Genomic DNA, 26,950 nt, shown 5'->3' with positions numbered 1-26,950 from the left:
GCGCTAATCCGACCTGCCGTGTTTTACTGCGCCGCTACCTTGGCCGGCTCCGCCACTACCGGCGTCATCTTCAGCGAACGGCTGAGGAAGCCCCAGCGGTCAGCCACTTCTTCGATCTGCTTGGTCGTCGGCTTGCCGGCGCCATGGCCCGCCTTGCTGTCGATGCGGATCAGCACGGGTGCCGGGCCACCTTGCGCCGCCTGGGCAGCAGCGGCGAACTTGAAGCTGTGGGCTGGCACGACGCGGTCGTCGTGGTCGGCCGTGGTGATCATGGTGGCCGGATAGCAGCCGCCCGCCTTCAGGTTGTGCAATGGCGAGTATTTCACCAGCGCCTTGAACTGCTCTGCGTCGTCCGACGAACCGTAGTCAGGCACCCAGCCCCAGCCCACGGTGAACTTGTGGAAACGCAACATGTCAAGCACGCCCACTTGCGGGATGGCTGCAGCGAACAGGTCCGGACGCTGCGTCATGGCCGCGCCCACCAGCAGGCCGCCATTGCTGCCGCCGCCGATCGCCAGTTTCGATGGCGAGGTAACCTTGTTGTCCACCAGCCATTGCGCCGCGCCGATAAAATCGTCGAACACGTTTTGCTTGTTCAGCTTGGTGCCAGCCTGGTGCCAGGCTTCGCCGTATTCGCCGCCGCCGCGCAGGTTGGCCATCACGTAGACGCCGCCCATTTCCACCCAGGCAAGATTCGCCACGGAGAAGCTAGGCGTGAGCGAAATATTGAAGCCGCCATAGCCGTACAGATAGGTCGGGTTCGTGCCATCGAGCTTCATGCCTTTTTTCGAGACGATGAACATCGGCACCTTGGTGCCGTCGCGGCTGGTAAAGAATTGCTGGCGCGTTTCAAAGGCATTCGGGTCGAAATCGACCTTCGGCTGGCGGTACACCGTACTTTTGCCCGACTTCATGTCGTAGCGGTAGATGGTCGCTGGCGTCGTAAAACTGGTAAACGAGTAGAACGTTTCCGTGTCGCTACGTTTACCGGCAAAGCCTCCCGCCGAACCGATGCCCGGCAAGGCCACTTCGCGCACCAGCTTGCCGTTCAGGTCGACGATCTTGATTTGCGTTTGCGCATCTTTCAGGTAATCGAGCACCAGCTGATTGTTGATCAGGTTGACGGCAACCAGGGTTTCCGCGCTTTGCGGCACGACTTCTTTCCAGTCGGCAGGCGCAGGTTTGCGCGTATCGATGGCGATTACGCGCGATTTCGGCGCATTGTTGTCCGTCTTGAAGAAGAACACGGGGCCGTCGTTGTCGATGAAGGAGTAGGAAGCGTCGAACGCTTCCAGCAAGCCCACCACCTTGGCGTTCTTTTGGCGCAAATCCTTGTAGAAGACACGGTTCTTGCGTTCCGTGCCCTGCGTGGCCGTGATGATCAAATAATTGCCGTCATCGCTGACGGTGCTGCCGCCAAACGCCCATTCTTTCTGGTCGGGACGGTCGAAGACCAGCACGTCGTCGCTTTGCGGCGTACCGATCTTGTGGAAATACAATTTCTGGAAGTAATTGATATCAGCCAGCTTGGTTGCTTCATTCGGCGCGTCATAGCGGCTATAGAAGAAACCCTTGTTGTCCTTGGTCCACGAGGCACCCGAGAACTTGGCCCATTTGATGTGGTCCGTCAAATCCTTGCCCGATTCGATGTCGCGCACTTTCCACTCGTTCCAGTCGGAACCGGAAGCGGATGTGGCATAGGCCAGGTATTTGCCGTTCGGGCTGATCGAGGTGCCGGCCAGCGCCACCGTGCCATCGGTGGACAGGGTGTTCGGATCCAGCAGCAGGCGCGGTTCGTCCGTCAGTTTTTTCACCGTGTAAAGCACGGCCTGGTTCTGCAAGCCGTCGTTGCGGCTGTAGAAGTAGCGGCCGCCCTGCTTCGTTGGCGTAGAGAAACGCTCATAATTCCACAGCTTGGTCAGGCGCTGCTTGATCGCGGCGCGCTCGGGAATGGTGCCCAGGTACGACTGCGTCAGCTTGTTTTGCGCCGTGACCCATTCGCCCGTTTCCGCACTGTTGGCGTCTTCCAGCCAGCGGTACGGATCGGCGATGGTGGTGCCGAAATAGCTGTCTTGCTGGTCGACTTTTTTGCTGAGCGGATACGTCACGGGAGCGCCGTCGCCTGCCGGGCATGCTGGTGCGGACTGTGCCATGGCATTGCCACCGAAAGCGGCCAGCAAGCTGAATATGAGGGTTGCACTACGTAATTGCATGGGTTGTTTGTCTCATTGTTGGATGTCGAGGAAAGCAGGCCGCGCAAACACGCGTGGCGGCTGCCCATGTTGACTTTCGCCAAGAGAAATCATAGCGCGGATTGCCACTTTTAAAGCACAGTTATCTGCGGGATTTGCCGTTTTTTGTTTGGGACTTCCACAGTAAACGCCGTGGTAAATCACGTTTTTGGGGAGAATCGGCAAACTGACAGGTAGGAAAGAAACATTATCAAAAGCTAATACGTTTCATCAAGCTGTCATAAATCTTCTTTACTATAGGCAACATGTTCATGGCCCGTCCAGAGGCCGTGCCGCCACATCCTCCTATGCACACTCTCGCCCTCCCTTCCACCACCGCCGCGCCGCCCGGCGCGATGCCATCGAATGTGGCTTACCTGAAGCCGCCATCGGCCCCCATGCCCATCGAAGGAACGGATGCCTTGCACGAGATCCTGGCGGGCCGCAAACTCAGCGCACTGTTCCAGCCCATCATCCACATGCACAGCGGCGACATCATCGGCTACGAAGGCTTGATACGGGGACCGTCCGACAGCCCCCTGCACGCGCCGATGAATCTGTTCAAGGTGGCGCGCGCGCATGACCTGACCCTGGAAGTGGAACACTTGTGCCGCCAAGTGGTGCTCGAACGCTTTGCCGAACTGCAGCTACCGGGCAAGCTGTTTCTCAATGTCAGCCCCGAATGCCTGCTGCTACGCAATGCCCGCCATGGCGAAACGCTGGAATACATCGAGCACATCGGCATCAATCCGGACCGTGTCATCATCGAGCTGACGGAAAACCAACCCACCTACGATTACGAGCTGATGCGCGAAGCGGTGCTACATTACCGCAATATGGGTTTCCAGATCGCCATCGACGACCTGGGCGAAGGCTTTTCCAGCTTGCGCCTGTGGTCGGAACTGCGCCCGGAATACGTAAAAATCGACATGCATTTCATCCAGGGCATCAATCATGATCCCGTGAAACTGCAGTTCGTGCGCTCGATCCAGGAAATCGCGGAAAAATCGGGCACCCTGGTCATTGCCGAAGGCATCGAGGCGCAGACGGAATTGCTGGTCTTGCGCGACTTGGGCGTGGCCTTCGGGCAAGGCTATCACCTGGGACGGCCCAACGCGGTGCCGGCTCGCGCGCTGCCGGCCGAAGTGGTGCAGGCGCTGGGGCGCAACGGCGTGGCCGTGTATCCGCAGCGCAGCAGCTTGGAAAAGAACGGCTCCAGCATCCGCAAGCTGCTGCACCGGGTGGCGGCCGTCTCGCCGCAGCGCAATAATAACGAGGTATACGATATCTTCCTGAAAGAACCGAAGTTGATGATCATCCCCGTCGTCGATGACGGCGTGCCGCTGGGCCTGATCAGCCGCTTCGAGATGATCGACCACTTCGCCCGTCCCTACCAGCGCGAACTGTATGGCAAGAAATCATGCAGCCTGTTCATGGATGCCACGCCCCTGATTGCCGATCACGAGACGAGCTTGCAGGAACTCAGCTACACCATGGTGCAGTCCGATGCCCACCATCTGTTCAACGGCTTCATCATCACCGAAGAGGGCCGCTACCTGGGCATGGGCACGGGCCACGACCTGATGCGCGAAATCACGCAGATGCAGATCAATGCAGCGCGTTACGCCAACCCGCTGACGCAACTGCCCGGCAACGTGCCCATTAACGAGCATATCGACCGCCTGCTGCACAGCGGTGCCCGTTTCTGGGTCTGCTATTGCGACCTCGACCACTTCAAGCCCTTCAACGATGTATACGGCTACCGCAAGGGTGACGACGTGATCCAGCTGACGGGGGAAATCCTCAGCAGCCATTGCGACCCGAACCGCGACTTCATCGGCCACATCGGCGGCGACGATTTCATGATTCTGTTCCAGAGCGAAGACTGGGAAACGCGCTGCCAGGCCATCCTGGAGCGCTTTGCCGCCGCCATTCTCGCCTATTACAGCACAAGCGACTGCGAACGGGGCGGCTACATCAGCGAAGACCGGCAGGGCAAGAAAGTGTTTTATTCATTGATCAGCTTATCCCTGGGCGTCATCAAGGTCGAGGCGCACCAGTACTACACCCACCATCAGATTGCCACGCAGGCGGCCGAAGCAAAGAAGCAGGCGAAAAAAATCCACGGCAACAGCCTGTTCCTGGACCGGCGGCAAGGTGCGGGCGTGGCGCGCCTGGATGCCTAGCCAGGGTCGATAGCAAGAGAATGAATGGGGATCAGATACGCACGAGGTCGCCAAATGCATTGCTGCTGCGCGCATCGGGCACGAATGCCAGGCTGATCAAGTCGCCATCGCGGCGCGCCTGCACGCGGCAGCCGCCCACGGGCACGTCCACGAACAGGCCGCCAAATGCCGTGTCCGGTTCCAGGCCGCCGCCCGTGACGTCTTCCCCGGCACCGATGAAGACGCGGCCCGAGACCACGGCCAGATGCACGCTCACGTGCGGCTCGGCAAGTTCTGCGTGCACTACCAGGTCATACGCGCCGTCGCCGCTCACGTTAAAAAAAGCCACCTGGCCCGCATTCACGGCCGCCAGTTCCGCGCCGGGGATGCTCCACCAGTCGCAGTCATCGTCCAGCTTGTGACGCAAGAGCGCCGGGTCGAACACGCACAGGGTAGCCGTATCGGTACAAACCCTGGCCGTCGTCCCTGCCGTCATGCCGCCAGCGGCGCCGGTCCCAGCAGGGGCTGGCTATCCACATATTGCGCACTGGCCTGCGCCTGCCACGGGAAATGGCCATCACGCGACGGCCAGACGATCTGGTACAAGGTAAAATCGTCGCCCTGGTAGTACCAGCGCGCATAGCCCACATAGTTGCGGTATTGCTCGACGGGCACGCGCACGAAGGCGCACTGATGGCCTTCCAGCAAGACGTCCGTGGTGGCCGCGAAATCCGTGATGGCGCCGCTGCGCACGGCATCCAGCGCCAGGTCAAGTATCTGATGGGCCATGGCGCGCGGCAAGCCCATGATGAGAAATTCGGGCTGGCCAAAGCTGTGGCCAGCCCCTATGGTGAAGGCATAGCCGGGACCTTCTTCATCAGCACTGATATGGACGCCATGCCAGCCATGCGTGGCGATGTCGTCGATGACTTTTTGCTCGGATGCATCCTCGCCTGCCTGCCTTACCATGTTCCACCTTTCACTATGCCAAAAATCTGCGCCGCACGCATGCGCGCATTGCCTCAATGCGGCGCGACATGCCGGTGAGCAATTATCGCATGCAGTGCGCGTGCGTGCGCGCACAGTGGCCGCGCTTCAGTCAGGCGACGGCGACGGCGGGTAACGCCCCTGCTGCCATTGCCGCAAGCGCTGCTGCGCCTCTTCCAACTGTGCCGGTTCCAGGCTGGCGGCCGCCGCTTCCCTGGCCCTGGCCGCCCCACTATCGCCACCCTCGGCCGCAAGCGCCAGCCACATGTAACCGCACGGCAAGTCCTTCTCCACGCCGCGCCCGCTGTTATACATGCAACCCAGGTTGTACTGGGCCAGCGCAAGGCCCTGGCTGGCCGCGCGCGCATACCATTGCACGGCCAGGCTGTCATCTTGCGGCACGCCATGGCCATTCGCATACATGACGCCCAGGTTGTTTTGCGCGCTGGCATCGCCCTGCTCGGCGGCCGTGCGATACCAGCGCACGGCACAGACTTCGTCGCGTTCCACGCCCTGGCCATTGGCATACATCACGCCCAGGTTGAACTGCGCATTCGACGCGCCCTGGGCAGCCGCCCTGGCATACCAGTCCAGCGCCTGGCGCAAGTCGCGGGCGATGCCGCGCCCGCCCGCATACATGCCGCCCAGATTGTATTGCGCCATGCCATGGCCCTGCAGGGCAGCGCGCCGGTACCAGGCAAGGGCGCGCGCCTCGTCCTGCTCCACGCCCCGGCCGCGCGCCAGCATCAGACCCAGGTTGAACTGGGCTTCGGCATCATCCTGCTCGGCTGCACGCTGCAGCCAGGCATAGGCACGCCGCTGATCGGGGGCCACGCCCAGGCCTTCCGCATACGCCACGCCCAGTTGCCGCTGGGCCACGGCCAAGCCCTGGGCAGCGGCCTGGCGGAACCAGGACAGCGCCTGCGCATCGTTTTGCGCCACGCCCTGGCCGCGCTTGTAGACGAACCCCAGGTTCAGCTGCGCCTGCGCATCGCCCTGCAAGGCTGCCTTGCGGAACCAGGCCAGGGCAAGCGCATCGTTCTTTTGCGCTCCCAGCCCTCGGGCATACGCTACACCCAGCAGCGATTGCGCACTGGCCACGCCCTGCTCCGAGGCGCGGTAAAACCACGCCAGGGCCAGCTCGTCGCTCTGCAGCACGCCCCGCCCCTTGCGGTACATCTGTCCCAGGTTATGCTGGGCCGAAGCATCGCCCTGGGCGGCCGCGCGGCGAAACCACAGAACGGCGTCCTCGTCGCTCTGCGCCACGCCGCGGCCGTGGTAATACAGGGCGCCCAGGTGGTTCTGCGCATAAGCCAGCCCTTGCAGCGCGGCCAGGCGTAGCCAGACAAAGGCGCGCGCGTCGTCCTGCGCCACGCCTTCGCCCTTCCTGTACAGCAATCCCAGGTTGAACTGGGCATAGGCATTGCCCTGCTCGGCAGCCGTGCGGAACCAGATATACGCCTGATGGCTATCTCTGGCAGTATGGTGCTTGTCCATGTGCGCCCCCACCCACATCGCGCTTGCCGGCGGCACGCGCAAAACGGCGGCCCAGGGCGGCGAAATCGTGTGTTGCCTAAATTGTAAATTCGATGCGGGGGAAGGACTTGAGCAGGCTCAAACGAAATAGCAAAATCATATCGTTTTGATGAGCCCGCTTCGATGCGCGATGCAGCTCAGCGGCGTGATGGGTGCTTTTGCAGGAATTGCGGCACTTTCGCGGCCGCCAGCTTGTTCAGTGACACCAGCAGGTCGGCGTCGACATCGGCAATGCCGTAATTGCTGCGCAAATGGCGGCCAATATGGATCAGCACTTGCGCCGCCACTTCCGCGTCGGACTCGGCCCTGTGGGCGGCGCTCTTGAAGGCGATGCCCAGCTGGCTCGACAGCAAGCCCAGCTTGTAGCTGGCCATGCCGGGAAACACGCGGCGCGACAGTTTCAAGGAACACACGAGCGACTGGTGCGCGGGCGTCAGGTTCAGCCTGGCGCTTTCCGCGCGCAGGAATTTTTCATCGAAACTGGCATTGTGCGCCGACAAGGCATCGCTGCCGATGAAATCGATCAGCTGCGGCACCACCTCGGCCACGGGCGGTGCCTTGTCCACCATGGCCTGCGTAATGCCCGTCAAGCCCGTGATGAACGAGGGAATGCGCGCATTGCAATTGATCAGGGTCACATAGCGGTCGGTGATTTTCCCGCCCTCGATGCGCAAGGCCGCCACTTCCGTGATGCGATCGCCCATGTCGGGTGACAGACCGGTCGTCTCGAAGTCGATCATGACGATCGGTTTGTCAAACACATTCATGGGGCGTTCTTTCGGAGGTGCGGCGGGGTGATGATTATCAACCAAATTTACGTACTGCGTCCAGCGCCAATCCCGCGCCAATACTGCCGAACAAGTCGCCTTCGACTTTGCGCGCGGCCGGCACCAGGGCGGCGATCTTTTCGCGCAGCAAGCGCACGCCGGAAGAGCCGCCCGTGAAGAACACGGTGTCAACGGCTTCCGGCGCCACGCCCGCATCGCGCAGCAAACGCAGCACGGTTTCTTCCACGGAACCGCACAAATGGCCGATGGCTTCGTCGAATTGCGTGCGCTTCAGCAACAGGCTTTGCGCGGGCGACAAACGGTCGAGCTCCAACTGCACTTCGGCCGCGTCGGACAGGGCAATCTTGCCCTCTTCCACTTTCATGGCCAGCCAATGACCGGCGCGCTCGTCGATGAGCTTTTGCAAACGTTTCACTTTGTCTTGCTCACGCGAATCGCGACACACGTCGGCCAGCTGCATCCAGATCTTCTTGGTGTAAGCCAGGTTAATGGTGTGCCAGGTAGCCAGGTTGAAATAATAGCTGGATGGCACTTCGCTATTGTTGTGCAGGCGGCTGCCATAGCCGAGCAGAGGCATGACGGAAGACAGGCTCAGGTATTTATCGAAGTCCGTGCCGCCGATGTGTACGCCGCCGGTGGCGAGGATATCCTCGCGCCGCTCCGTCTTCTTCGCACGCTCCGGCGACAGCCGCACCAGGGAAAAGTCGGATGTACCGCCACCGATGTCGGCGATCAGTACCAGCTCTTCCCTGTCGATTTGCGACTCGTAGTCAAACGCAGCGGCAATCGGCTCGAACTGGAAAGCAACGTCCTTGAAGCCCACGGAACGGGCCACCTCGGCCAGGGTATCTTGCGCCAGCTGGTCGGCCTGCGCATTGTCGTCGATAAAGAAGACGGGACGGCCGAACACGGCGGACGAAAATTCGCGGCCGGCGGATTGCTCGGCGCGGCGCTTCACTTCGCCTATGAATTGGGCCAGCAACATGCGAAATGGCAGCGCACGGCCGCCCACTTCCGTCTGGCCGTCGATGAGACTGGTGCCCAGCAAGCTTTTCAGCGAGCGCATCAAGCGCCCCTCGTAGCCGGCCAGATAGCCGGCCAGCGCCGCGCGGCCAAAACTGACTTCCTCGTCTTCCGCATTGAAGAAGACAACGGACGGTAAGGTCGTCTTGCCATCTTCCAGGCCGAGCATGGTGCTCTGCCCGGGACGCGCCCAGCCTACCGTGGAATTTGACGTGCCGAAATCGACGCCGCAAGCATTGGCCATGTCGACCCTTCCCTGAATAAAGGGGCGTTATCTTATCAGAATGCACGCCATTGCACCAGAAAAATACTTCCGGTACGGCCAAGACAACAAGCTTGCTTTTCATCAAGTAGCTACGGCGTGCAAAAGCTACTCTTGGGAAGTGACACCGAGCAACTCGGCCAGCTCCCGGAGACCCATCGCGCCCTACGCCCCCATGCACCGCCCGCGCGCCCTGGCCGCAGCGTTGCTGGCTGCCCTCCTCGTTTCCCTGGTCTGCTGCGACGGCGGCGGCGCGGTACCGATTCAAGGGCAAGCATACCACTTGCCATTCAGTCATATTTTTTGCAACATGAACAAGAAAACAGTCTTGCCATGCGGCAATCTTTTGCGCTATGCTCATTCTGCCCGCCCAGGCCGCCACGAGCGGCCGGGCCTGCAGGAATATTTTGAGACAGATTGCTTGCCAGACCAATATGCGAAAAAAGAATACTGTGGCCCGGACACCCATCACCACCCGCCCCGCACCCGGTGCCGGACGGCGCGTGACCTCGTATGATGTGGCCCTGCTTGCCGGCGTGTCGCAATCGGCCGTATCGCGATGCTTCAAGCCGGGCGCCAGCATCTCGCCCGCCACGCATGCCAAGGTCATGCAGGCGGCAATCAGCCTCGACTACATCCCCAACGCGGCCGCGCGCAGCTTGATCACGCGCCGCTCGAACCTGGTTGCCGTCATCATTTCCAACCTGGCCAATTTGTACTATCCACAAGTGTTGTCCGACCTGAGCCAGCAAATCGCCCGCCAGGGCAAGCGTTTATTGCTATTTACCCTGGAGCGCGAAGCGGACATCGGCAAAGTCTTGAGCGATGTGTGGCAATACCAGGTCGATGGCGCCGTCGTGGCCGCCTGCCTGTCGGACGAGCAAATGGCCGAATTTGGCCGCCGCGACGTGCCGCTGGTGCTGTTCAACCGCAGCCCCCGAGAGCACGCCGTGCATGCCGTGCTGTGCGACCAGGCGGAAGCGGCGCGCCTGCTCGTCTCGCGCCTGGCCGAGGCGGGTCACCGCCAGTTCGCCATCATCGATGGCCCCGGCGATTCGGCCGTGGCGCAGGAACGCAAGGCCGGCGTGCTGGACCGGCTGTTCACGCTGGGCTTGCCCGCGCCCATCGTCGTCAGCGGCAACTACGATTACGCCAGCGGCGGTCGGGGCTTGCGCAAGGTCATCGACCGCCTGGGTCGCGTGCCGGACGCCGTCATTTGCGGCAACGACATCATGGCCATCGGCTGCCTGGACACGGCGCGCCACCAGTTGGGCATCCAGGTGCCGCTGCAAATGTCGGTGGCCGGTTTCGACGCGCTGGAAGCGTCCGGCTGGCTCAGCTACGACATCACCACCCTGCGCCAGCCCGTGCAAAAAATGGCTGCCGATGCCGTCGCCATGCTGGGCGAACTGATGGAGCGGCGCGGCGGCATCGCCGAGCGGCGGCGCTATTGTTCCTATCTGGTGGAGGGAAGTACGGCGCGGCTGACCGACGCGCAACCCCATTTCGGCATGATGGCCGCTGCCTGAAAAAAAACCGTGGCGTTGTTGCCGGGCTTACTCTAGTCCTTCGCCGTACTGGCCTACTGCCATCGGGGCGGCGCCTGGCCGCAGGCGTTTTTCAGACGTTCACACATTACACGCAAGACCTTGCGCATAAAAAAACCTCGCATCGCTGCGAGGTTTTTCACTTCCAAGACCAGAAAATCAACCGAAGAACTTACCCTTGAGCATATTCAAGCCCTGGCTGACGAGGTCATTGCTTTCTGGCACTTGACCGTTGGGCGTCAGCTTGTCGATCAGCTGGGGCAGCAAGGCTGCCAGGCCGCCCGAGGCCGCGTCCGGTGCGACGCCCGCTTTTTCAGCGATCTGGGAGATCGTGTCGGCACCCAGCGCATCCTTGATCTGTTCGCCGGAGACAGGCGCATTGGCACCGGTGCCGATCCAGCTGGCCACCTGGTCGCCCAGGCCGCTTTCCTGGAATTTCTGCAGCAGGCCCGGCAAGCCGCCATGCTGGTTGACCAGATCCATTACACTGGCCATCAGCCCCGACGGGGCCTCCCCATCCGCGCCCTTATTGCCCAAAGCGCTCATCGCCTGTCCCGCAAGTTGATCTAGCAAACTCATCGTATTCTCCTGAACGCTGTCCATTAGTGCCGCGTATAGCGGCGTCCGGTAGGCCGACGCCTAGTCGCCGACATACACAACAATTATACTATACATAATTCACATGCCATATTTACAATGCAACAAGCTATTCAAAAACAGGCTTGGCCTCAGCTGCGCCCACCTCCATCATATTTAGTTCGGCACAACATGCAAGCGTAAATTGACGGCTCGCAAAAACGTGTAGAATTAATTTTCCTACTTACTGAGGAGTATCAATACATGAACATCAATAAAGCGGTAGACAAAGCCTACGAGAAAAAAACGTTCAAGGAAATCGCTGATGCCCCTGTTGATGCGCTGCAAGGCGTAAGCGAGAAGGATGCAGAGCTGCTCAAGCAGGCATTCAATATCAAGACCGTGCGCGACCTGGCGAACCTGAAATACTCGAAGTGGGCGCGCGCCATCGTCACCCTGGCCGATACGGAAGAATAGACGGGAACATGCACCAGCCAAGCCCGTCAGCACAGCCCGCCCAAGTCGGCGGGCTTTTTCATTCCGGGAGGCTATTGGCTGGCAAGCCGATAGCTGCGCGGAGCCGCCATTGTCTATGCCGCTGACCCTGCCCGGCATCTGCTGGCCCTTGCAAGCGAGCACGGGCCATCTGGCCGTCACCACCGCCCACATCACCGGCCACTTTCGCGCCGGCGCGGGCGAAGACGCCATCGTCCTGTGCGACCTGCTCCCCGCCGGAAAGTTTCGCAATGGCGCAGCACGCCACTGGTGCCGCACGCACCAATGCTACTGGGGCACTCAGGCCGACTTGGCCGACCGGCAAGCAAGCCAGCAGATGCGTTGCCGCCAGCACGCCAGTCCCATGGGCTATGTACTGTATCCGGTGCTGTTCGACCCCAGCCAGTTTCACGCCACCACCTTGCGTCTGGGCCCCGATGGCTTGCTGCAACTGCGCGCCCGGACTGGTGACGGCGGCACCCTGCTGGCACGCAACGCAGCCGCGCTGGCCATCGACTGCCGCGCCCTGCCCGGCTTGTTCCCTCCCGACATCGTGCAGCTGAATATCACGCCGCCCGCCGCGCAAGCCTACGCCGCCGCCTTGCAGGCGGCCATGCCGATGGACTGCAGCGACTGCGCCCGCTGCGGCCACCCGCATCTGGACCTGGGCAGCTTCGCGCTGGCGCCGCACCGGCGCCACAGTTGCGGCCATTGCGGCCATGATGCCTCGCACAGCGCCACGCCCATCGTTTCGACGCCCCTGTGGCGTTTGCGTCGACACTACACGCAATGCTTCTGACGGTGCGCCGGGCCACAGTCGGCCTGGGCGCTTGTGCGTAGACTGGCCCCATCACCACCACGAGGACGCTCCCATGCCACACGCGCAACACCAGGATGAAGATGGCCAGCCAGGCGACGAAGGCGATTTGTCCGACCTGCTCAGCGAATTGCGCATCCTGCTGCCGGGCGCGCAAATGCTGACGGCCTTCCTCATCATCCTGCCCTTCAACGGCGGCTTCGCAAAGATCGTGCAAGCGGAAAAGATCGTCTTCCTGTTGACGTTTTTCCTCTCCATGACCAGCCTGGTGCTGCTCAGCGCGCCAGCCATCCAGCACCGCGTCATGCGCCCCCTGCAAGACCGCGAGCGCTTCAAGCGCGTGGCAGACCGCATCATGATGTGCGGTGCCTTCTCCCTGGCACTGGCCTTCATCCTCGGCACCAATTTGGTGATGTCGGAAGTCTTCGGCCACGTCGCCGGCATCGTCGCCTGCGTGCTGATGGGCTCACTCATCATCTGCATGTGGTGGTGGCTGCCCTTGCACTTGAAGCACGCCAGGAAAATCTAGGCGGCGATGCCCGCCTGCTCCAGCAAGGTCTCGCGGAAGATCCCACCAGCGGACGCGTTCCGTGTTATCGTTAACAAACATAGCAATCGCTGGTGTGTGCAGTGCAGCAGATTTTAGCCATCGCCCAGCAGAGCTTGCCCGAATCTTTTACAATGTTGTCCTTGAGTAGTTCTTATCGCCCGAAAATACCGGCCAGCCGTCGACTCTGGTGGCATATGGCCACTTCCGGACGGGCCACAGCACGCCTCTCCACCCTGTCATTCCTTACCCAACTAACAAGAACATGCACGCCTCCGTAGATCCCCTCATTCCGCGCGTCACCGCGCCTTTTGGCGCTGGCTATGCCGACCTGGCCCTGGCCATCGGCGGCCTCGCCATCGGCACGGGCGAATTTGCTTCCATGAGCATCTTGCCCGTGGTGGCCGACGACCTGGGCACGACCTTGCCGCAGATGAGCCACATGATCAGCGCCTACGCGCTGGGCGTGGTCATCGGCGCGCCCCTGATCACGATCTTCCTGGCGCGCATGCCGCGCCGGCTGATGCTGATGTGTCTGATGCTGATGTTCGCTGGCGGCAACTTGCTCAGCGCCATCGCCCCCAACTATGGCTTGCTGGTGGTGGCCCGCTTCGTCGCCGGCATTCCCCATGGCGCCTATTTTGGCGTGGCAGCCCTGGTGGCGGCCGCCCTGGCCGAACCGGACAAGCGGGGCCAGGCCGTGGCGCGTGTCCTGATGGGTTTGACGGTCGCGAATATCTTCGGCGTGCCGCTGGCCACGTATATCGGCCAGACTCTGGGCTGGCGCTCCGCCTTTTTGCTGGTCGCCGCGCTGGGTTTGCTGACCATGCTGATGGTGCGCATCTTCGTGCCCATGGTCGCTGCCGGCGATTCCAGCCCGCGCCGCGAACTGGGCGTGTTCCGCCGCCTTCAAGTATGGCTGACCCTGCTGATGGTGGCGATCGGCTTCGGCGGCATGTTCGCCGTCTACACGTTCATCACGCCCACCTTGCTGGAAATCACGAAAGTGTCACCGCTGGTCATTTCCATCTTGCTGGCCATCATCGGTGTCGGCATGACCTTGGGTAATCTGATCGGCGGCTGGCTGGCCGACCGCTCGCGCCTGTGGACGATTTTTGGCGTACTGCTGTGGAACGTGGCCGCGCTGGCCGCGTTTACTTACACCAGCAGCAATGTCTGGCTGACGGCGATCAACCTGTTCGCCATCGGCGCCGGCATCGCCGTCGCCCCCGCCGTGCAAACGCGCTTGATGGACGTGGCCGGCGACGCGCAAACCGTGGCCGCCGCCCTCAACCATTCCGCCTTCAACATCGCCAACGCGCTGGGTGCCTGGGCCGGCGGCATCGCCATCGCCATGGGCATGGGCTTGCGTTCGACAGGCTGGGTCGGCGCCATGCTGGCCTGCGGCGGCATCGTCGTGCTCGGCATTTCCGTACTGGTGGAAAACCGCAGCCGCAACCTGAGCGGCGCGCAGCCGGCTTGATGATTGACAAGAGCGGCGACCAGTTTGGTCGGCCGCTCATTTGCCTGCGCCTAGTCCGCAACGGCAAATGCCACCGCCGCCTCGCAATGAATCTCCGTAGTATTAAATAGCGGTAAGTCGACATCGCCCTGCCGGATCAGCAGCGGTATCTCCGTACAACCCAAAATCACGCCCTGCACGCCTTGCAGCCGCAGTTTCTCGATGATGCCGAGAAAAATTTCCCGGCTGGCGTCGGTAAAAATATTCTGCACCAGTTCCTTGTAGATGATGTCGTGGACGATTTCCTGGTCGGCCGCATCGGGTGTCACCGTCGCGATGCCGCACTGTTCCAGTGCCTGGTGATAAAACCTGCCCCCCATCGTCTGTTTGACGCCAAGCAAGCCCACCTTGTGAGCGCCCGACTGCTGCACCCTTTTCGCCGTTTCCTCGACGATGCTGATGAATGGCAAGCCGATCTGCGGCACAACGGCCGGGGCGAAACGGTGCGCGCCATTCGCGCACAGCAGGAAGAAATCCGCACCCATGCCTTGCAGACGCTGCCCTTCCCCGACCAGAAATTGCTCTATAGCATGGGAATCGGGCTGCGATGCGTGCGCGACAAAATCCGCCTGGTCTATGCTGACCAGCAAGATGCGCGCGCTATGGGCGGGACCGATGCGCGCCACCAGCATTTCATTGAGCAAGCGGTAGTATTCGAGGGTGGAAGCCCAGCCGATGCCGCCAATTAAACCGATAGTCTTGTTTTGCACGTCAAATCCCACGCCATGAATTGCGTAAATTATACGTTGAGGCAAGCCAAGCAAAGGCGTGGCCAGGCTTACAAAATTGCAATGCTCTCGCCGTTGAGCGCGCGCCGCGCATAACGCACGGCCGAGGCATCGTCGGACTTTTTGACGGAATGTGCGCCGGACGCCAGATTATCCTGTTCAAACTGGCGCAATTCCTGCAGCAGCGTGTCCAGTTCCGTTTCAGCACAGCGCCGCACCAGTCCGACCATGGAATACAGGCCATAGGTATCGACCAGGCGGTAGAAGCCATCTGTCATTGCCAGCAGTTGCGATTGCCCCTCCATGTCAAACGCATATTGCCTGGCCTCGAATTCCCCTTGCGGATACATGCACAGTATCGTCGGCGCAGCATGCATATTCTGGAATGCGCGCCGCTCCCGCAACATCGGCAGCAAGGCCGCGAATACCTGCGCCTTATCCTCAATACCTTGCGCTTTCAACTGTGCAATGGCCGCCTTCAGAATATCTTCTTGCGCATTCTCGTAGGGATCGATATCGCGCACTTCCCCGGCTGCGTTCGAGACAAACACCTTGCAATCGCCAAGCGCGTAGATCTGTACAGCGGCATCCACGCCGCCTTCGACAATGCGTGCCCACGTCAAGGCGGCAATCGGGTAGGCATACGCAGGAATCTGCGCCAGATTAAAACTCGCCTGCACATCGCGCTGAAAATGTGCCAATGCCAGCTTGATGCTGTCATGCTGACTTAATCCGGGCGCGACCACCTCTTTCAGCAGGGCCGCAAAAGCCGACACGAACCAGGCGGCGTCGCCTACCAGCGTATCGAAATAATTCTTTTCGGAGACCGAGCTTGCACCATCAAATATCAGGATATCCACGATTCCCGCATTGTGCAGATAAACCGCCACCAGATCTTCATTACTCTTTGCGCCGGCTGCATCGGATACGTGGACAATTTTCATCAGACTGTGGATTCTTTTCTCAACGATGGTTGGCAAGGCCAGTGTGGTCATTCCCTAGCCCAGCATGACATCATGCCGGTTCGACGTCTCGCGGCTATACAGGCGATCAAAGTCAGCGCGACTGTCAGCATTCGCCCACAATGCGGCGATGTAATTGAATTCCTCTTCGAACGGCTGCTCAAAATCGGACACGTCCATCGCATACTCGCAATTGCGGCTCAACATGACCAGCCAGTCCGGATAAGCGAGCGCCGGGTACAAGCGGGTAAAGATGGCATCGAGCGACGACACGCTTTCCAGTCTTTGCAGATAGGCAAGGCGCAACTCGACGATGTATTTGCCAGCCAAAAACTGCTGATCGCGCCGCTGCGCGCCACGGTAGCGCGCGATGATCACGTCGGCCAGCGGCAGCACTTCATCGCGCCCCCGGGCGCTGGCCAGCAGCACGACCTCCAGGTCGTCGCCTTCCTGGTCCAGGCGCAGGCGTTCCACGGCCCAGTCCACGCAGCGCTCAGCCGGAGCAAAACCCATGTCGAGCTGGAAAACGGCGATTTCAAGTTCTGTCAGTTGTTCCATGTCTTTCATTTTACTCATACCATCCTCACCCCGTTTGCAGCATCTTTTGCAACATCGCATCGAGCGCATTAACATCCGCGCGCTTGCTCAGGTGCAAATCAAAGCCCCCATCGGACGCCAGTTGGCGGTCCTTGTCCTGGCCCGTGATGGCCACGACGATGAGATGCTAGCCGCAGGGATCGCTGCGGCGATGGCAGCCGGCAAGGCGTTCATGGCGCAGAAGTGGCCCACGCAAATCAGGGGACCTCCGCTGACGGCATGGCCGTGCATGAACACCACGACGCCTGCGGCGCACCGGCGCATTCGCTCACGCGGACATGCTGCAGATCTTCCATGCGCATGCCCAGAATATTTCCATTGGGAATGTAAATTACCTACTTGCCGGCATCTTAGCATGCACAATTGCACCTTGGGCAACACCGTTCGCGCTGGACAAACGCTTGGCCACGACGGATAATGAGAACGATTCCTATTATCAAAATTCCAGGCGTGTGCCTGGCTTTCCCTGTGCGCCGCTATGGCGCCCGCTGGCGGCAACAAGCCGGTTTCATGTTGAAGGTTTGTACTGCATGCGCGCTTTCTGGACTGTCATACACCGCTGGGCTGGCCTCACCATCGCCCTTTTTCTCATCGTCGCAGGCCTCACGGGCGCCGTCACCTCGTGGGACCATGAACTGGACGAGTGGCTCAACGCCGACATCATGGACACGCCGGGCCGCGGCCCCCTGCAGGCGCCGTTTGCGCTGGCGCACAAGGTAGCCGCCGCAGACCCGCGCGTGGAAGTCAATTACCTGACCCTGGGCCTGGAAGAAGGCCATGCCGCCGCCTTCATGGTCCGCCCATTGACGGACCCGGCGAGCAACAAGCCGTTCGTGCTCGACTACGACACAGTCTACATCGACCCCGTCACGGCCCACATCACGGGCACGCGCGATTCGACCGCCATTTCCCTGTCGCGCCGCAGCCTGATGCCGTTCTTGCGCCACCTGCACTACAGGCTGCACGTGCCCGCCTTCTGGGGCACCGACCGTTGGGGCTACTGGCTGATGGGAACGGTCGCCCTGATCTGGCTGCTCGACAGCATGGTGGCGTTTTATCTGACCACGCCACGCCGTTTGCGCCCGCGCGCCCCGGACGAGGCGCCGCGCCACCGCGATGCTGCCAGCTGGTGGCAACGCTGGAAACCATCGTGGGTGGTGCGCTGGGCGGCCGGCGGCTACAAGCTCAACTTCGATTTGCACCGTGCGGGGGGCCTGTGGGTGTGGGCCATCATCATTGTCGTCGCGTTTACCTCGTTCTCGCTGAATTTGTACCGCGAAGTGTTCTATCCCCTCATGTCGCTGGTATCGACAACCACGCCAGGCCCGTATGAAACGCAGACGCCGGCCCCCTACGGCAGCTACATCAAGCCCGTGATCGGTTTCGAGCAGGCCGTGGATATTGCAAAAGAGCAAGCCGTGCAGCGCGGAATCACGGCACCCATAGGCGGCATCTATTATGGCGGTAATTATTCCTTCTACAACGTGTCGTTCTTCGACCCGGCCGACGAGTTCGGCGCGGCCGGCATGGGCTTGTCCAACCTCTACGTCGATGGCATGGACGGCACTATCATCGGCCAGCACAAGCCGTGGCAAGGCACGGCCGCCGACGTCTTCGTGCAACTGCAGTTCCCCCTGCACTCGGGCCGCATCCTCGGCTTGCCGGGACGCATTCTGATGTCCTTCATGGGCGTCATGGTCGCCGTGCTGTCGGTGACGGGCATCGTCATATGGGAAAGAAAACGCCGTTCGCGCCGGCTGCAGGCGAAGAAAAAGCTTGCGGCGGCCGATTAAGCGGCACTACCCCGCTCCCGGTGCACCAGCGCCAGCAGGCTGTCGCCCCGGTTGCCGTCGCAGCAGACGGCCACGCCATCGGTGAAGTCAGGCGCCGTCAGGCGCGTCAGGACGCTGCCCGGCGGCATTTCCAGCGCCAGCCGGGCGCCCCGCTCCCATGCAAGGCGCGAGGTAGCGGTCCACTGCACGCGCTGCGCCATGTTGGCGGCCAGGCTGTCGCGGATGCGGGCCGGGTCGAACAGCGCGCGCGCTGTGCTGCTGCTCAGGTAGACCAGCGACGGCCGGCGCACAATCACGCCATCGAAGGCGGCGGCCATGTCGGTCGCGGCACCGTCCAGCAGCGGGCAATGCGACGGCACGCTGATGGCCAGGCGCTTGGCCTTGCTGGCGCCATGCGCCAGGGCCAGCGCCATCACGGCTTGCAGGGCGGGTTCGCTGCCGGCGATGGCGATCTGGCGCGGCGCATTCAGGTTGGCGATATACACGGGCGTGGCGGCGCCGTGCACTTGCGCCAGCAACGATTCGAGTCGCGCCAAGTCAAGCCCGATGATGGCCGCCATGCCATAACCGCTGGGATACGCCTGTTCCATCAATTGTCCGCGCCGCGCCACCAGGCGCAGGGCATCGGCATAATCGAGCGCGCCGGCGACGACGGCCGCCGCATACTCGCCGATCGAAAAGCCGGCCACCATGTCCGGTAGCGCGCCGCGCGTGGCCAGGGAACGCGCCATCGCCACGCCGGCAATCAGCAAACACAGTTGCACGGCCCGCGTCGAGGCCAGTGCGGCGACCGTGTCCAGCGCCAGCGGATCGCGGCCCAGCACGGCCGCCGCTGCGGCCAGGGTATCCGTCACGGCCGCATCGTCCGGCAGCGCATGCAGCATGCCCGGAGTCTGGGCCCCCTGGCCCGGAAAGGTAAATAACACGCTCATGCAAGCTCCCAGGGCGTGGCCGTCAGAAGCGGGCCGCGATCCGTTTTCAACAAGACCCTGCCCCGGTCCGCCGCCCATTCGGCATACGCAAAGCCGCCTATGCCCGTGTCGATCTGCAAGTCCAGCCGGCACGCCGTGACACTCGCCGCGATGGCGCGCAGGGAATCGGTTTGCGCGCCATCCGGCGGCGCGGCGATGCGCAGCAGCAGATCGAGGTCGCTGTCGGCGCGCAGCACGGGCAAGCCGCTGGCCAGCGCGAAACCCACGCCTCCCGTCGGGCCCCAGTTCCAGCCCGTGGCGTCGAGCAGGGGCGCCACCTGCCGCAGCGCATCGAGCGCAGCGCAGGAAAAGCCAGGCAGCGGCGCGTGCGCCAGCCGCGCCAGCATTTCCGGCGTCACGCGGTGCAGCACGGCGGCGGCCTCCACTTCGCACGCGTGCCGCTCGCTGCGCAGCATGCTGCGCACGCCAACGGGAATGCGTCCGGGCGCGCAGCTGGCGCGCCGCACCACCAGCGGCGCCGCCCGCAGCCAGAGCGCGTCTAGCCAGGCGGGCAACGGCGCCCCCTCAGGCAGGCCGGATGCCCAGAGCAGATCATGCGCGCGAAGATTTTGCATCAGGCCACCAGCGCCTTGACGGCAAAGAACAGCAAGGATGGACCCAGCAGGCAGCCCAGGCCCGTGTGAAACGTGGCCACCAGCGCGCCATACGGCACCAGCCTGCGGTCGGTTGCCGCCAGGCCGGCCGACACGCCGCTGACGGTACCGGCCAGGCCGCCGAAGACCATCGCCGAACGCGGCGTTTTCAGGCGCAGGAAGCGCGCCGCTGCGGGCGTGCCCACCATCACCAGGATGGCCTTGATCAAGCCCGCCGCGATGCTCAAGGCCATGACATCCGAACTGGCGCCGATGGCCGCGCCCGTGACGGGGCCGACGATATACGTGACGGCGCCGGCGCCGATGGTGGTCATGCTGACGGCGTCCGAGTAGCCAAACGCATAGGCAACGCCAGCGCCGACGAGAAAGGGCAGCACCACGCCCAGCATCAGGGCCACGACGCCGATCAGGCCAGCCTTGCGCGCCTCCGTCGCCTGCACTTCGAAAGCGGTGGCAACGATGGCAAAGTCGCGCAGCATGGCACCGCCCATCAGGCCGATGCCGCCAAACAGCGACAAATCGGCCAGGCCCTTATGGCCGCCGCTATGCACCCCGCCCCAGTATGCGAGGCCCAGGCCGATCACGATGGCAATGGCCGAGCCGTGCACGCGGCCCAGGGTCAGATACTTCGATAGCGCCACCGACAGCAGCATGATCAGGCCGACAAAGGCGAATGCCGTCACCAAGCCATTGTGGATGGCGGCTTTTTCAAAAATTTCAAGCATGACGGTGCTCCTTGATCAGAATCGACTCAGCTTCGGCGGCGGCGACGGCGGCCGGGCTTTCCATCCTGTTCATCAGAGAAATCACGGCGCCGCAGACGAGCACGGAACCGATGGCGGCCAGCACGGCCACCGGGCCGCCGCGCAGCGCCGCGACCACATCCTGCTGCGCCGCCATGGCCACCACCACGGGAATATACATGGCGCCCCAGTATTCGACGCCCCGTTCGGTCATCTGCGGCAGCCAGGATCGCCGCTGCATGTAGAGCCGGGCGCAGATCAAAAGCAGCATGGCGATGCCCACCCCGCCCACGTTGGTCTTGACGCCCATCAGCTGCCCGAGCAAGTCGCCCAGGAAGATGCCGAGCAAATGGCACAGGGCCAGCAGTGCGGTTCCGTAAATGATCATGATTGTCTCCGTTACAGGATGAGGAATAGGAATGACTTTTTGTCTTCTCTTTTGTTTCACCTACCATTGCTGCCGTAGCACCTCCCTGACCCTGGCCGAGGCCTGGCGGTGCGGTGCGCCCAGCCGGCTGGAGAGATCCGGCAGCGGGTCGGCGCGGATGTCGGCCAGCGCTGCCTGCAGGCTGGCGCGCACCTGCGCCAGATCAAGCGCTGACGGCGCGTCCGGCTGCGCCACCTGCAAGGTTTGCCACAGCAGCCCCAGGGTGGCGTAATTCCTGATGTCGTAGGCCATGGGCGCGATGGTCTCGGCCAGCGCTTCCAGTGCCTCCACAGTGCGCAAGGTGATACGCGCCGCCGACGCCTTGCCCATGGCGTGCACCATCACTTGCGGATCGTCGAGCGCGATCAGCCGGTTGGCCTGGTAGCCGTGCGCCAGAAAAGCGCCCGACATGGCCTTGCCGACGATCAGGCCGATGACGGGGTGGCCGGCCAGGCGCGCCCTGGCATAAGCTCCCGCCGCGCCGGCCAGCGCCTGGTGGATGCCATACGCCTCTTCGCGCCTGCCATACGCTTGGCTGGCCACGTCGATGACGGCGACGATGGGACGTTTGACGGCCAGCGCGTGGTCTTCATGAACCACCTGCTGCACGGCGCGCGCCAGTTGCCACGCTTCGACCAGGCCGATTTCACCCGTGCGCGCGCGCGTAAAGCGGTTGTCCGGGTCCGGCAGCACGGCCAGGTAGCGCGCCAGTTCGCCCGCCAGTGGCGCGTCCACCACGCGCACGGAAAGCGGATAGCCTTCCAGCGGCGCAGTGTTATCCGTGAGTGCCGCCAGCCAGGTGGCGCCGCGGCTCGTGTCGGTGATGGCGTTCATGCTGCGACTCCTTTGCTGTAGATGGTGCGCACGGCGTCCGGCGTCGCTTGCACGCTGGCGTCCACTTCGGCCAAACAGGCCAGAAAGCCCTCTGCCTGATCGCTGCGGTGCTGCGCCGGCAGGCCGCGGCGGAACAAGTCAGCCACCGTGGCGCGCATCTGCGCCGTGTCGTCTGCCACATAGGCGTCGGCCAGGCCGCTGTGAAAGCGCTGCTCGCCGCCCGTCAGGCTCCAGATGAAGGGCTTGTTGCGCGAGTCAAATTCGTCCACTCCCGCCTCCTGCTCGATCACGGCCGGGCCGTTGAGACCCAGGCGCGCTTCGCGCGTGACCACCAGGTAGCTGCACAGGCCCGCCGCGATGGACATGCCGCCGTAGCAGCCGACCGTGCCGGCCGTGATGCCGATCACGGGCTGGTAGCGGCGCAGGTCGACGATGGCCGCATGGATGTCGGCAATCGCCGCGAGGCCCAGGTTGGCTTCCTGCAGGCGCACGCCGCCCGTCTCGAACAGGATCACGGCCCGTGTCGGCACGCCCTGGCGGTTGTCGCGCGCCGCCAGTTCCAGGGCGCCGGCGATTTTTGCTCCGCCCACTTCGCCCATGCTGCCGCCCTGGTAGGCGCCCTCGATGGCCAGCACTACGGCCGGCTGGCCGTCGAACAGGCCCTTGGCCACCACCACGCCGTCGTCCGCCTGCGCCGTGACACCCTGCTGCGGCAGCCAGGGCGAAGCGATACCGCAGAACGGGTCGAGCAGTTCGCGCATGCTGCCTGCGTCCAGCAAGGCGCGTGCCCGGCTGCGCGCGCTCCGTTCGATGAAGCTGTCGCGCGCGAGTAATTCCTTCAATGTGCTCATGCCGCCCTCCCCGCTTGCAATTCTTCGTAGGCTTGCTCGATGCGCATGCGCACCACGCCCGGCGTGGCGCCGCAATCGTTGATGGCGATGCTGGCCGCTGGCAGTGGCTCGCCGCCGAAGACGCGCTGCAGGAGCGCATCCCAGACAGCGCCCTTGCCATCGACGGAAGTGTTGACGACGATGCGTGTCACGCCATCGTCGCCAGGCTGCAGCAGCACTTCCAGGTCGCCCGAACCGACGACGCCGGCCAAGGCGCGCCCTGCCGCCGGCTTCCCGGCCGGGAATGTATAGTCACGCGTTTCCATGCGCTTCTCCTTCAGTCAATCGATCCAGGAACAGGGTCGCCGCCAGCAAATCAGCCGCGCCGCCCGGTGACACGCCGCGCGCCAGCGCGCACGCTTCCAGCGCCAGCAGCGCCTGCGACCCGGCGGCCGTGGCCGCGCCGCCCGCCGCCAGCACCTGCGCCGCTCCCGCTTGCAATTCCAGCAAGGCTGTCTCGCCGCCGCGCGACAACACGCAGGTGTCGTCCAGCTGGCTGATAATGGCCAGCAAGGCATTCAGGCGCGCCGTCGTTTCGTTGTCGCCGCGCGACCGCGAGGCGCGCAGCTGCCGCAAGCCGACGCCCGTCACCAGGGGAAAACCGGCGCGGGCCTGGCCCCGTGCGCCCCCAACCTGGTACTGGCGGCACGCCAGCTCGCCCTTGTTACCCGTCTCGCCGGGCGCGCTGCGGTCCTGCAAACGGGCCAGCGCACCGGCCCGCGCCGCCACGGCTCGCGGCGCCAGCGACGCGCCGCGCGCGCTCAGCTGCGCCGCCGCCGTCACCAGCAATCCCAGTGCCCAGATGGCGCCCCGGTGCGTGTTCACGCCATCCGTGGCCGCCAGCATCAGCGCTTCGCCATCGCGGCCGATGGCGCCGATGCGCTGGCGCAGGCCGTCGTCATCGTCGTCATCGTTACTTTCCCAACCCGCTTGCGCCATGGCGGCAAACACGGGCTGCAGCGCGCAGGCCGAATGGCACATCAGGGCCCAGTTCAAGTCCGTGTGGGCGCCACGGCTGCGCAAATCGACCAGGCCCGGTTTCGGCGTCAGGGTCACTTCGTCGAGCAGCGCCTGCAGCACCTGCCGCGCCAGCGCGGCAGAGCGTTCCCGCAGCGGCATCGCGATAGTCATTGTCATCATTGTGGTCATTACCAGCTCCTGAATTTGGCGGGGGGTTGATACAGGCCGTCGGACCATTCGACCAGATCGGCAATGCTTTTCGCCGCCAGCAGCGAGCGATTCGCGTCGCCGCGCTGCACGCCGATATCCTCGGGCAGCGCGATCAGGCCGTCGGCGCGCAGCCTGGCCGTGGTTTTCGGGTCGTGGCGCAGGCCGATGGGCGTCACGCCAGCCACCGCCGCCAGCATGGCCTTGCGCTCGTCGAGCGAGCGGGCCTTGTACAGATAGGCGATGCCCTCTTCCGTCAGCACGTGGGTGACGTCGTCGCCATAGATCATCACGGGCGCCAGCGGCATGCCGCTGGCCTGGCCCACGGCCACCGCATCGAGCGATTCGACGATGGTCGGCTGGCCGCCATCCTGGAACGTCTCGACCATCTGCACCACCAGCTTCCTGCCGCGTGCCAGAGGGTCGTCCGTCTCGATCAGGTCCAGCCAGGCGGGTGTCGGGTGGCGCCGGCCATGCGGATCGTGGCCCATATTGGGCGCGCCGCCGAAGCCCGCCAGGCGGCCATTCGTCACGGTCGACGAGTTGCCCAGGCCATCCATCTGCAGGGTCGCACCGATGAACAGATCGACCGCGTACTGGCCCGCCAGCTGGCACAGGGCGCGGTTCGAGCGCATGGAGCCGTCCCGGCCCGTGAAAAACACGTCGGGCCGCGCGGCCGCATAGCCTTCCATGCCCAGCTCCGCGCCGAAGCAGTGAACGCTCTCGACCCAGCCCGTCTCGATGGCCGGTATCAGGGTGGGATGGGGGTTCAGCACCCAGTTGCGGCAAATCTTGCCTTTCAGCCCCAGCTGCTCGCCGTAGGTGGGCAAAATCAGCTCGATGGCGGCGGTATTGAAGCCGATGCCGTGATTGAGCGACTGCACCTGGTGTTTTTCATACACGCCGCGAATCGCCATCATGGCCATCAGCACGTGCACGGGCTTGATCACGCGCGGGTCGCGGGTAAACAGAGGCTCGATGAAGAACGGTTTGTCGGACTGCACGACGAAATCGACCCACGAGCCGGGCACGTCGACCCGGGGCAAGTCGCTGACATCATCGACGATCTGGTTCACCTGGGCGATGACGATGCCGTCGCGGAAGGCCGCCGATTCCACCAGGGTGGGCGTGTCTTCCGTGCTGGGGCCCGTGTACAGATTGCCCTGGCGGTCAGCCATATAGCCGGCCACCATGACGACGTTGGGCGTGAGATCGACGAACAGGCGCGCATACAGCTCGATATAGGTATGGATGGCGCCCACTTCCAGCAAGCCATCCTGCAGGAACTGGGCGATGCGCAGGCTTTGCGTGCCGGCAAAGGAAAAGTCCAGCTTGCGGGCGATGCCCCGTTCGAACAGGTCCAGGTGCTCGGGCAGGCTGACGCTGGGCATGATCAAGTGCAGATGGTGGATCTTGTCGGGGTTGACCTGGGTCAGCATGCGGGCAAGGAAATCGGCCTGCTTCTGGTTATTGCCTTCAAGAACAACGCGGTCGCCCGGCGCGAGCAAGGCTTCGAGCACGGCGACCATGTCCCCCTGTTGCAGGACGGGACCGTTCGCGTAATGGCGCACGGCGTCGAGACGGCGGCGTTTCTCGGTGCGCCGCGTGTCCCATTGTTTTTGCCGCTGCGCTGGCGCTGCTGTGGCGGTTGACATCATGCCTCCCTGTTAGCTATCGAACTTCAACGATAGTGAAAAGGCGGCACCACTACAATCAAGCTGCTACCATGTTCATTACCCTGAAGTTAATGAACTCCCTTGGAAGGGGCTAGCCATGGCCATCAACGAAGAAATTACCCTGAAAAAGCTGGAAGTTTTTCTCAGCTTCATGGAATTGAACAACCTGGCGCGGGTGGCCGATGCACTTGGCCAGAGCACCGTCAGCGTGCACCGCGCCCTGCACTCGCTGGAAGACGGCTTGCGCTGCCCCCTGTTCAAGCGCGAGGGGCGCAGCCTGATCCCCCTGCATGCGGCCTACACCTTTGCCGAATCGGCCCGGCGCGCGTTGGCCGAATGCGAGGAAGGCGTGCGCAAGGTGCGCGAAATGTCGGGCATCAACCCCGTGCGCCTGAAGATCGGTTCGCTGTATTCATTGACCCTGCACTGCATCCCGCAGCTGGTGATCGCCCTGAAGCTGCGCCGGCCCGGTCTCGACATCGACCTGACCCTGGGCTCGAACCGCGACCTGCTGCAAAGCCTGGCTGACGGCCGCCTGGACGCCATCATCATCGGCGTGCAGGAAGACGAACAGCATGCGGGCCTGGTAGCGGTGCCCCTGTTCCAGGACGACGTCTACCTAGCCGCGCCGCTAGCCTCGCCCTATGCGGGAGCCGCATCGGTCGACTTGCAGCAGCTGCGCGACGATAAATTCGTCACGCTCAACGAGGGTTTCGTCACCTCGCAAAGCTTCAACCACGCGTTTGAGTTGGCGGGCTTCGTGCCCGACACGGCCATGCGCGTGGGCGATATCTTCTCGCTGATCAACCTGGTCAGCGGCGGCATCGGCTACAGCCTGCTGCCCGGCCGGGTGCGCGCCTTCAGCTCGCGCATCGAACTGCTGCCGCTGGACGCGCGCTACGGCTCGCACCAGCAGATCACCCTGCTGATGCTGAGCAGCCGCGAGCGCGACCCGAATTTGCTGGCGCTGGCGGCCGAGTGCCGCTTGTATGGGCGTGGCGAGCGAAGCGCATGATTACATCGAAGCCCGAAACCTCGGGCTCCCCGGGCCC

Annotated in this window: 28 protein-coding genes; 8 read left to right on the top strand and 20 right to left on the bottom strand. The window is 63.1% G+C overall.

What is annotated here, in order from left to right; genetic code table 11:
- Window positions 1-23 precede the first annotated feature (23 nt).
- Entirely contained in the window at window positions 24-2,213 is a 2,190-nt protein-coding gene (locus CLU92_RS05990; protein ID WP_208327726.1) for a prolyl oligopeptidase family protein, read from the bottom strand.
- A 416-nt stretch (window positions 2,214-2,629) separates the two neighbouring features.
- Between CLU92_RS05990 and CLU92_RS05985 the strand changes: the two genes are divergently transcribed.
- On the top strand, window positions 2,630-4,417 hold the full coding sequence (locus tag CLU92_RS05985; protein ID WP_101484522.1) for a GGDEF domain-containing protein: 1,788 nt from the start codon (window positions 2,630-2,632) through the stop codon (window positions 4,415-4,417).
- A gap of 31 nt (window positions 4,418-4,448) precedes the next feature.
- On the opposite strand, the gene CLU92_RS05980 is transcribed toward CLU92_RS05985, so the two are convergent.
- The 5 genes from CLU92_RS05980 to CLU92_RS05960 form a co-directional block, all read right to left on the bottom strand.
- Window positions 4,449-4,892, bottom strand: a complete 444-nt coding sequence (locus CLU92_RS05980) for a DUF6386 family protein (RefSeq protein ID WP_133991689.1) — start codon at window positions 4,890-4,892, stop codon at window positions 4,449-4,451.
- A complete protein-coding gene (locus CLU92_RS05975) occupies window positions 4,889-5,365 on the bottom strand; it encodes a DUF4262 domain-containing protein (RefSeq protein WP_101481148.1) in 477 nt (158 codons plus the stop codon). Before CLU92_RS05975 ends, CLU92_RS05980 begins: the two co-directional genes overlap by 4 nt.
- Before the next feature lie 126 nt (window positions 5,366-5,491).
- Complete coding sequence (locus CLU92_RS05970; protein ID WP_101484521.1) at window positions 5,492-6,880, bottom strand: tetratricopeptide repeat protein; 1,389 nt, start codon at window positions 6,878-6,880, stop codon at window positions 5,492-5,494.
- Window positions 6,881-7,056: 176 nt separating this feature from the next.
- Complete coding sequence (locus CLU92_RS05965; protein WP_180338445.1) at window positions 7,057-7,686, bottom strand: PolC-type DNA polymerase III; 630 nt, start codon at window positions 7,684-7,686, stop codon at window positions 7,057-7,059.
- Window positions 7,687-7,723: 37 nt separating this feature from the next.
- Window positions 7,724-8,974 (bottom strand): Hsp70 family protein, encoded by a 1,251-nt coding sequence (locus CLU92_RS05960; RefSeq protein ID WP_101481147.1) that lies wholly within the window; start codon window positions 8,972-8,974, stop codon window positions 7,724-7,726.
- Between the two features lie 470 nt (window positions 8,975-9,444).
- On the opposite strand from CLU92_RS05960, the gene CLU92_RS05955 reads away from it, so the two are divergent.
- Window positions 9,445-10,521, top strand: coding sequence for a LacI family DNA-binding transcriptional regulator (locus CLU92_RS05955; protein WP_243858093.1), 1,077 nt, complete (start codon window positions 9,445-9,447; stop codon window positions 10,519-10,521).
- Between the two features lie 177 nt (window positions 10,522-10,698).
- Here the strand turns inward: CLU92_RS05955 and CLU92_RS05950 are convergent, their stop codons facing one another.
- A complete protein-coding gene (locus CLU92_RS05950) occupies window positions 10,699-11,118 on the bottom strand; it encodes a YidB family protein (protein ID WP_101481145.1) in 420 nt (139 codons plus the stop codon).
- A gap of 261 nt (window positions 11,119-11,379) precedes the next feature.
- On the opposite strand from CLU92_RS05950, the gene CLU92_RS05945 reads away from it, so the two are divergent.
- From CLU92_RS05945 to CLU92_RS05930, 4 genes are all read left to right on the top strand, one after another.
- Window positions 11,380-11,592: a hypothetical protein gene (locus CLU92_RS05945; RefSeq protein WP_034751103.1), complete on the top strand. Its 213-nt coding sequence runs from the start codon at window positions 11,380-11,382 to the stop codon at window positions 11,590-11,592.
- Between the two features lie 109 nt (window positions 11,593-11,701).
- Entirely contained in the window at window positions 11,702-12,409 is a 708-nt protein-coding gene (locus CLU92_RS05940) for a hypothetical protein (RefSeq protein WP_133991691.1), read from the top strand.
- Window positions 12,410-12,482: 73 nt separating this feature from the next.
- On the top strand, window positions 12,483-12,956 hold the full coding sequence (locus CLU92_RS05935) for a DUF6328 family protein (protein ID WP_101481143.1): 474 nt from the start codon (window positions 12,483-12,485) through the stop codon (window positions 12,954-12,956).
- A 283-nt stretch (window positions 12,957-13,239) separates the two neighbouring features.
- A complete protein-coding gene (locus CLU92_RS05930) occupies window positions 13,240-14,457 on the top strand; it encodes an MFS transporter (protein ID WP_101481142.1) in 1,218 nt (405 codons plus the stop codon).
- 50 nt (window positions 14,458-14,507) lie between these two features.
- Here CLU92_RS05930 and CLU92_RS05925 read toward each other — a convergent pair whose 3' ends face one another.
- The 4 genes from CLU92_RS05925 to CLU92_RS28145 form a co-directional block, all read right to left on the bottom strand.
- Window positions 14,508-15,206, bottom strand: coding sequence for an aspartate/glutamate racemase family protein (locus CLU92_RS05925; protein ID WP_166674796.1), 699 nt, complete (start codon window positions 15,204-15,206; stop codon window positions 14,508-14,510).
- Window positions 15,207-15,274: 68 nt separating this feature from the next.
- Window positions 15,275-16,219, bottom strand: a complete 945-nt coding sequence (locus CLU92_RS05920) for a protein phosphatase 2C domain-containing protein (RefSeq protein WP_143452549.1) — start codon at window positions 16,217-16,219, stop codon at window positions 15,275-15,277.
- Window positions 16,220-16,222: 3 nt separating this feature from the next.
- Window positions 16,223-16,744 (bottom strand): hypothetical protein, encoded by a 522-nt coding sequence (locus tag CLU92_RS05915; RefSeq protein WP_101481139.1) that lies wholly within the window; start codon window positions 16,742-16,744, stop codon window positions 16,223-16,225.
- A 25-nt stretch (window positions 16,745-16,769) separates the two neighbouring features.
- The gene (locus tag CLU92_RS28145; RefSeq protein ID WP_257560994.1) at window positions 16,770-16,898 is read right to left on the bottom strand and encodes a hypothetical protein; all 129 of its coding nucleotides are present in this window, start codon (window positions 16,896-16,898) and stop codon (window positions 16,770-16,772) included.
- 415 nt (window positions 16,899-17,313) lie between these two features.
- Here CLU92_RS28145 and CLU92_RS05910 point away from each other — a divergent pair, with 415 nt between their 5' ends.
- Entirely contained in the window at window positions 17,314-18,576 is a 1,263-nt protein-coding gene (locus CLU92_RS05910; protein WP_101481138.1) for a PepSY domain-containing protein, read from the top strand.
- Here CLU92_RS05910 and mdcH read toward each other — a convergent pair.
- The 9 genes from mdcH to mdcA are packed head-to-tail and all read right to left on the bottom strand — an operon-like array spanning window position 18,573 to window position 25,880.
- Window positions 18,573-19,508, bottom strand: coding sequence for a malonate decarboxylase subunit epsilon (gene mdcH, locus CLU92_RS05905; RefSeq protein WP_101481137.1), 936 nt, complete (start codon window positions 19,506-19,508; stop codon window positions 18,573-18,575). The genes CLU92_RS05910 and mdcH overlap by 4 nt on opposite strands.
- Entirely contained in the window at window positions 19,505-20,122 is a 618-nt protein-coding gene (locus CLU92_RS05900) for a malonate decarboxylase holo-ACP synthase (RefSeq protein WP_101481136.1), read from the bottom strand. The genes mdcH and CLU92_RS05900 overlap by 4 nt, the downstream gene beginning before the upstream one ends.
- Window positions 20,122-20,886 (bottom strand): malonate transporter subunit MadM, encoded by a 765-nt coding sequence (gene madM / locus CLU92_RS05895; protein ID WP_101481135.1) that lies wholly within the window; start codon window positions 20,884-20,886, stop codon window positions 20,122-20,124. Before madM ends, CLU92_RS05900 begins: the two co-directional genes overlap by 1 nt.
- Entirely contained in the window at window positions 20,879-21,292 is a 414-nt protein-coding gene (gene madL, locus CLU92_RS05890) for a malonate transporter subunit MadL (RefSeq protein WP_101481134.1), read from the bottom strand. Before madL ends, madM begins: the two co-directional genes overlap by 8 nt.
- A 60-nt stretch (window positions 21,293-21,352) precedes the next feature.
- Window positions 21,353-22,165: a biotin-independent malonate decarboxylase subunit gamma gene (gene mdcE, locus CLU92_RS05885; RefSeq protein WP_101481133.1), complete on the bottom strand. Its 813-nt coding sequence runs from the start codon at window positions 22,163-22,165 to the stop codon at window positions 21,353-21,355.
- On the bottom strand, window positions 22,162-23,016 hold the full coding sequence (locus tag CLU92_RS05880; RefSeq protein ID WP_101481132.1) for a biotin-independent malonate decarboxylase subunit beta: 855 nt from the start codon (window positions 23,014-23,016) through the stop codon (window positions 22,162-22,164). The genes mdcE and CLU92_RS05880 overlap by 4 nt, the downstream gene beginning before the upstream one ends.
- Complete coding sequence (locus tag CLU92_RS05875; RefSeq protein WP_101481131.1) at window positions 23,013-23,321, bottom strand: malonate decarboxylase subunit delta; 309 nt, start codon at window positions 23,319-23,321, stop codon at window positions 23,013-23,015. The genes CLU92_RS05880 and CLU92_RS05875 overlap by 4 nt, the downstream gene beginning before the upstream one ends.
- Entirely contained in the window at window positions 23,308-24,204 is an 897-nt protein-coding gene (locus CLU92_RS05870) for a triphosphoribosyl-dephospho-CoA synthase (protein WP_257560993.1), read from the bottom strand. The genes CLU92_RS05875 and CLU92_RS05870 overlap by 14 nt, the downstream gene beginning before the upstream one ends.
- Entirely contained in the window at window positions 24,204-25,880 is a 1,677-nt protein-coding gene (mdcA, locus tag CLU92_RS05865) for a malonate decarboxylase subunit alpha (protein ID WP_257560992.1), read from the bottom strand. Before mdcA ends, CLU92_RS05870 begins: the two co-directional genes overlap by 1 nt.
- Before the next feature lie 115 nt (window positions 25,881-25,995).
- On the opposite strand from mdcA, the gene CLU92_RS05860 reads away from it, so the two are divergent.
- Window positions 25,996-26,913 carry a LysR family transcriptional regulator gene (locus tag CLU92_RS05860; RefSeq protein ID WP_101481130.1) on the top strand — a complete coding sequence of 306 codons (918 nt, stop codon included), beginning with the start codon at window positions 25,996-25,998 and terminating at the stop codon, window positions 26,911-26,913.
- Window positions 26,914-26,950: the final 37 nt, after the last annotated feature.

The organism is Janthinobacterium sp. 61 (genome assembly GCF_002846335.1).
Taxonomy (GTDB): domain Bacteria; phylum Pseudomonadota; class Gammaproteobacteria; order Burkholderiales; family Burkholderiaceae_D; genus Janthinobacterium.
This window is presented reverse-complemented; position numbering and strand designations above follow the sequence as displayed.